The 6427-nt window shown below is 69.5% G+C and carries 6 protein-coding genes; 5 read left to right on the top strand and 1 reads right to left on the bottom strand.

What is annotated here, in order from left to right:
- The coding region (locus tag ACFWF3_RS20035) for a DEDD exonuclease domain-containing protein (protein ID WP_379314818.1) at window positions 1–1241 on the bottom strand (1241 nt) is incomplete at its 3' end.
- Window positions 1242–1953: 712 nt separating this feature from the next.
- Here ACFWF3_RS20035 and ACFWF3_RS20030 point away from each other — a divergent pair.
- From ACFWF3_RS20030 to ACFWF3_RS20010, 5 genes are all read left to right on the top strand, one after another.
- Window positions 1954–2523: a C40 family peptidase gene (locus ACFWF3_RS20030; protein ID WP_378636581.1), complete on the top strand. Its 570-nt coding sequence runs from the start codon at window positions 1954–1956 to the stop codon at window positions 2521–2523.
- Window positions 2524–2747: 224 nt separating this feature from the next.
- Window positions 2748–3812, top strand: a complete 1065-nt coding sequence (locus ACFWF3_RS20025) for an NlpC/P60 family protein (RefSeq protein ID WP_379314817.1) — start codon at window positions 2748–2750, stop codon at window positions 3810–3812.
- A gap of 9 nt (window positions 3813–3821) precedes the next feature.
- A complete protein-coding gene (locus ACFWF3_RS20020) occupies window positions 3822–4829 on the top strand; it encodes a peptidase MA family metallohydrolase (RefSeq protein ID WP_379314816.1) in 1008 nt (335 codons plus the stop codon).
- A 70-nt stretch (window positions 4830–4899) separates the two neighbouring features.
- Window positions 4900–6027, top strand: coding sequence for a glycosyltransferase family 4 protein (locus tag ACFWF3_RS20015; RefSeq protein ID WP_378992538.1), 1128 nt, complete (start codon window positions 4900–4902; stop codon window positions 6025–6027).
- A gap of 43 nt (window positions 6028–6070) precedes the next feature.
- Window positions 6071–6427 (top strand): polyketide cyclase / dehydrase and lipid transport (locus ACFWF3_RS20010; RefSeq protein WP_379314815.1); only part of this gene is annotated, 357 nt, incomplete at its 3' end.

Genomic DNA, 6427 nt, shown 5'->3' with positions numbered 1-6427 from the left:
GGGGTGTCGGCGCGGCCGGTGAACAGGTCGCGGACCGCGTCGACGGCCGGAGCGTAGCTCGCGGCGTCGTGGTCAGCGTCGTGGCGTGCGGCGGGACAGCCGCCGACCACCGCGGGCGGGCAGGTGTGTTTCGCCGTGCGGATGAGGCGGGTGGCGCAGGTTCGGATTCCGGCGAATTCGGCGATCGTCGACGCCACGTCGACGGCGTCGGTCCGGGAATTGAACGGCCCCACCGCGGTTCGGGTCGGGGTGCGCACCGCGGTCAACCGGGGGAACGCCTCCTCGCTCAGGGTGAGCCACCACCCACGCTTGGGGAATTTGGAGCGGCGGTTGTACGGCGGCGCGTGCGCGGCGAGCAACCGCAGCTCGCGCACCCCGGCTTCGAGGCCGTGCGCGCACACCACATGGTCGACCCGAATCGCCAGTGCCACCATCTCTTTCATCCGGCCGCGGGTCTCCGAACCGGTGAAGTAGTTGCGGACACGACGGCGCAGATTCACCGCAGTCCCTATATAGAGGACTTCGTCCGACGGTCCGCGGAAGAGATAGACGCCGGGCGCGGCAGGCAGATCGGTCGCGAAAGTGCGCTTGGCGCGCTGGGTTCCGGTGACGCCGGGCAGGTAGTCGAGCAGCTCGGTCAGGCTGTGTACGCCCTGATTGCCGACCCGGCCGATCAACGCGTGCAGCACGTCGACGGTGGCGCGGGCGTCGTCGAGCGCGCGGTGCGTCGGTGTCGTCGACGCACCGAGGAGCTGTGCCAGCACCCCGAGTCGTGCCGACGGGGCCTCGTCACGCGTGAGCACCCGCCGCGCCAGCTTCACGGTGCACAACACCTGCGGATTGGGCCACGCGATGTCCTGACGCGCCGCGGCCGCTTTGAGAAACGCGGTGTCGAACCGCGCGTTGTGCGCCACCAGCACTGCCCCGGCGGCGAACTCGAAGAACCCCGGCAGCACCCCCTCGATCCGCGGCGCCCCGTACACCATCGCCGTGGTGATCCCGGTGATCTGCACGATGGCGGGCGGAATCGCGTACCCCGGATTCACCAGGGTCGCGAACTCCCCCAGCACCTCACCGCCGCGCACCTTCACCGCCCCGATCTCGGTGATCGCGTCCCGATCAGCGCTGGTCCCGGTCGTTTCGAGGTCGACGACGACGAAAGTGGTGGCATACAGCGGGGTATCGAGCTCGTCGAAGGCCAACTGCCGAGCGGCAGCCGGGAGCGGAACGGGATCGGGCACGGCGAGCAGCGTAGGACGGGGGTCCGACAAGCTCGGCCCGAACTCGATGACCGCCCAGCCGCTCGGGCGCACCTCCTCCGAGCGCATCGAGTCGGCCATGGCCAGTAGATGTCGGAGAGAACCACCCGGCGACCCGTCCCGCGACCCGGCACAACCCGGGGCCGTGATCTTCGGAGCCGACAATTCGGCGCGAGACTTTCGTTCTGATGCGAACAAAATGCCCAAGATCAAACTGATTTGTGACCGGGCTCACATTCTTATCGAATTCACATGAGTTCATCAGATTTCAATGGGTAATCGGCCTTACCGATCTGCGCGCGCCGCAGCTTACGGCGCGCCGCCCGTGAGGCGAACCGTCCGACACGCAGGCAAACCATGCTCCAAGCCTGCGCGACCTGCGGATTTACCGATTCTGGGCACGAAAATCGCCGCGCGAGCCCTATTGGCGACGCGCCGGTAGCACCCGGAAATCTCGATCGCCGCGACCTGGCGTTATCGTTTCGTGATCGGGTGTGACTCAGCTCGCACACATTCTTCGGTGATATCAGCCGAAACCCCCCTTGGACCGATGTCCGACTTTACAAACCCCCGTGATGTCTTCGTAACCTTTTTGAGACCTCACGGAGTCCCGCCGATCGGAAACGGTCAGCGAGACGAAGCCCGCCGCGTCAAACGGACACGGCGTCGTGGGGCAGATTGGAAGTTCCGCATCATGGCGAACAACACCGTCAAGCGTCAGGCGCAGCGTGCCGTTGCCGTCGGAGCCGTCGGCGCTGCCACCATCGGCGCGTTCCTCCTGCCGGCCGCCCCGGCATCGGCCACCCCGGTGACCGTGCCCGGCATCGGCACTTTCGAGGTTCCGAACGAGATTCCGCTGCCCCAGGGCGTCCCCGGCATCGAGATCCCGGCCGCGCCGCAGGTTTTCACCGCACCGCGCGCCACCGCCGCCGACATCGCCCTCGATGCCGCGCTGAGCAAGATCGGCTCGCCCTACGTCTACGGCGCCGCGGGCCCGAACGCCTTCGACTGCTCGGGCCTGGTCCAGTGGGCCTACGCCCAGGCCGGCATGGACATTCCGCGCACCAGCGACGCCCAGCTGGGCGCCGGCACCCCGGTCTCCATCGATGCCCTGCAGCCCGGCGACATGGTGTCGTTCTACGGCGGCGGCCACTCCGGCCTGTACGCCGGTGACGGCAACGTCGTGCACGCCTCCACCGCGGGCACCCCCGTTCAGATCGCGTCGCTGTCGTCGATGCCGTTCGCGGGTGCTCGACGCTTCTGATCGAATGCCGCGTGATGCGCAGTTCGCGGGGAAGTGCGCACCGTCACGGCACTGATCGTCCGAGTACGTGCGCCGTCCACTGGGTTGGACGGCGCACGTACCTTTACTGGACACGACTGCATACAGTTCCGTAACCTGATCGAGACCTTCTCGGCTGACGAGGAGAACGCGCTCAGGTAGTGCGCTGTATCGGCGGACAACGAGAGAACGGGGCACGGGCCACTGTGACTGCACACCACCGGAATTCGCACGCCACGCGTGGTTTCGCCGGAGCCCTTTCCGCCGCGATCCTGGTGTGCGCGATCTACACCGCCGGCCCCTCCGGTGCCGACCCCGTGGCCCTGCCGACCACCGCGACCGACGCGATCTCGCGCATGGTCGACCTCTCTCGCCAGTCCGAGCAGCTCAACCAGCTCGCGCTCACCGCGCAAGGCGATCTCGACGCCAAGCTCGCGCTGCAACGCGAAGCAGACGACAAGGTCGCCGCCACCTCCGCGGTCGTCGAGGCCGCCCGCGCCGAAGTGCGCAGGTTCCAGCCGATGATCGACCGCACCGCCGTGGCCGCCTATACCGGCGTACGCACCAACAGCATGTTCGCCGTGCTATCGAGCGGTTCACCGCAGCAGTTGCTGGACAAGATGTCGACGCTGGACGTGCTCGCCCAGCAGACCACCGACACGGTCCGCCAGTTCAAGCAGGCCGCCGACGCCGCCACCGCGGCCGACGCCGTCGCCCGCACCGCCGCCGAGGCGGCGCACGCCGCGACCACCGCCGCCGACGCGGTGCGCGCCGACGTCGAACGCAAACGCCAGGACCTCGCCGCCTCGACCACCTCGGTGGTCGAGGCGTGGAGCCAGCTCTCGGCGCGCGACAAGTCGACGCTGGCCGGTTCACCGTTCCCCCCTGGCTTCGACCGTGATTCGCTGCTCGCGGGCCTGGTCCCCGGCAGCGGCACCAGCGCGCTGGCCGCCGCCCTCACCCGCGTCGGCGATCCGTATGTCTGGGGCGCCACCGGGCCCGATCAGTTCGACTGCTCCGGTCTCGTGCAGTGGGCGTTCAAGCAGGTCGGCAAGAACGTGCCGCGCACCAGTTCCCAGCAGGCGGGCTACGGCACGCCGGTGTCCAAGGACGAACTGCTGCCCGGCGACGTGATCCTGTTCTATCCCGACATCACCCACGTCGGCATCTACGCGGGCAACGGAATGATGGTGCACGCCTCCACGTTCGGCGTTCCGGTCGCTGTCGCGCCGATCAACACCACCCCGTACCACTCGGCCCGGCGATACTGAGCAAGACCGGTGACCGATCCGTCCCCCCGCTCGGGCCTGCGTTCGTGGTTCTCGTCGAACGGCCGCCTGGAATTCTGCATCACGCTCGCCTCGGTCACACTGCTGACCGGGGCGTGCGTGGCACTGATCCTGGTGCCGCGCAACGCGGGTCCGTTGCAGCTGGCCACCGACGAGGCCGAAGTCCTCGACACCTCCGAGGGCATCGACAATCCGCGCTTGAGTCCGGTGCGACGCGAGCTGCAACCCTATGGCCCGATCCTGGTGCGTGAAGTCGCCGACGGTGCCGCGGCCCCAGCGCTGCTGGTGGCCCACCCCAGCCATCGCGCCGATCTCGATGTCCTCGAACAACAGCTGGGCCGGGCCATTTCGGATGTGAGCGCGGTGTGGGGCACCGAGTGGAATCGCGCGCCCGTGGTGGTCGTGGCGAGCACTCCCGCCGAATTCACCGCGCTGACCAGGTCCGCGGGCGCCACCGGCGCCGACGTGGCCGCCGTGTCGCTCACCGGGTCCTACACCCCGGGCACCCAGCCCACCGACCAGCGCATCGTGTTCAACCCCGACGCCCGCAGGCGGGTCGGCAACGAGGGCATGGCCACGCTGCTGCGCCACGAACTCACCCACCTCGCCACCCGAGCCGACACCACCGACGGCGCACCGCTGTGGATGCTGGAGGGCTTCGCGGAGTACGTCGCTCAGCGCGATCAGCAGACCACCTTCTCCCAGATCGCGCCCACGCTGACCACCCGGTTGCGCGGCGGCGCCCTGCCCACCGAACTCGTCGCCGATACCGATTTCACCGGTGTCGACGCGGCCTACGCCTACGAAAGCGCGTGGAGCACCTGCGCCTTCCTCGCCGACCGCTACGGCACCACCGCCCTCACCACCTTGTACAAGCGCCTGGCCACCGGCCCGCAATCCCCCGCGGCCCAGGATGCGGCGTTCACCGCCGTGCTCGGGGCCTCGCGCGCCGAGTTGCTGGACGGGTGGCGGGCCTGGTTACGCGGCCGCGCCGCATGACGGCGCGCAGGCGCGGGTACGCCTGACCACGTCCGCCCACCCGTCAGCCGACCGATTAGGTTGTTCTCTTATGGCCCGAACTCTGCTGGTTACCAACGATTTCCCGCCTCGGCCGGGCGGAATCCAGTCGTATCTGCAGGCGCTGTCGAATCAGCTGCCGCCCGAGGACCTGGTGGTATACGCCCCGCGCTGGCGCGGTGACAGCCACGAGAAGTTCGACGCCGCACAGAAGTTCCAGGTGGTGCGTCATCCGACGACACTGATGTTGCCGACCCCCGCGGTCATCAAGCGGGCGAGTGCGCTGCTGCGCGAACACGGCTGCGACACCGTGTGGTTCGGCGCGGCCGCTCCCCTGGCGGCGATGGCGCCGATGCTGCGGCGCGCGGGCGCGGAGCGCATCCTGGCCAGTACCCACGGTCACGAGGTCGGCTGGTCGATGCTGCCCGGTTCGCGCCAGGTGCTGCGATCGATCGGCGAGCACACCGATGTGGTGACCTACGTCAGCAAGTACACCCGCGGCCGTTTCGCCTCGGCCTTCGGTCCGCGCGCGGCACTCGAGCATCTGCCGCCGGGCGTCGACCCCACCGAGTTCCGGCCCGACCCGGCCGCCCGGGAGGAGCTGCGCGCCCGCTACGGCCTCGGCGAGCGCCCGACGGTGCTGTGCCTGTCGCGGCTGGTCCCGCGCAAGGGTCAGGACATGCTGATCGTGGCGATGAGCGAGATCCGCGAGCGCGTCGACGGCGCGGTGCTGGTGATCGCCGGCGGTGGACCGTACGAGACGCGCCTGCGCGCGCTGGCCGAGGCGCTCGGCGTGCAGGACAGTGTGGTGTTCACCGGGCGGGTGCCCTCCGGCGAGCTGGCCGCCCATCACACGATCGCCGATGTGTTCGCGATGCCGTGCCGCACACGCGGGGCGGGCCTGGACGTCGAGGGGCTCGGGATCGTCTTCCTCGAGGCATCCGCGACCGGGGTCCCGGTCGTGGCGGGTGACTCCGGCGGCGCCCCCGAGACGGTGCGCGAGGGCGAGACCGGCATCGTGGTGCACGGCCGGTCGGTCCCGCAGATCAGCGATGCCATCGTCGAGCTGCTCACCGACCGGGACAAGGCGGCCGAGATGGGCGCCGCGGGCCGGGCCTGGGTGGAGCGGAACTGGCATTGGGACCGTCAGGGCGCCCGGTTGCGGGAACTGCTGCGGTGACACCTTGGCCGGGCCCGATGTGGCGTCCACTACGCTCAGCCGGGTGAGCAGTATCCAGGTCGCAGATCAGACCTTCCTCGCCGCACCCGGCACCGCGATCGCCGAGGTGCTCAGCGCCGCGAACAACTGGCGCCGCTGGTGGCCCGACCTGCGCCTCGATGTGCGCGAGGATCGCGGCGACAAAGGCATCCGCTGGACGGTGGCAGGCGCGCTGACCGGCACCATGGAGGTATGGCTCGAGGCCGTCCCCGAGGGCGCCGTCCTGCACTACTTCCTGCACGCCGAGCCCACCACGGCCGCGTCGAAGCCGCCGCGCGCGCTGGCCGCGGCCAATCGAGCCCGCCGGGTCGCGGGCCGCAACATGGCCTTCGAACTCAAAGCACGACTAGAAGCTGGTCGC

Origin of the sequence: Nocardia sp. NPDC060220 (assembly GCF_042727815.1) — a bacterium.
GTDB lineage: Bacteria > Actinomycetota > Actinomycetes > Mycobacteriales > Mycobacteriaceae > Nocardia.
The sequence above is the reverse complement of the archived record's forward strand: the minus strand, read 5'-3'. Positions and strand labels throughout refer to the sequence as shown.

Bases quoted from the DNA above. Each gene is read 5' to 3' on its own strand.
- ACFWF3_RS20015 (WP_378992538.1), top strand. From the start codon at position 4,900: ATGGCCCGAACTCTGCTGGTTACCAACGATTTCCCGCCTCGGCCGGGC.
- ACFWF3_RS20030 (WP_378636581.1), top strand. From the start codon at position 1,954: ATGGCGAACAACACCGTCAAGCGTCAGGCGCAGCGTGCCGTTGCCGTC.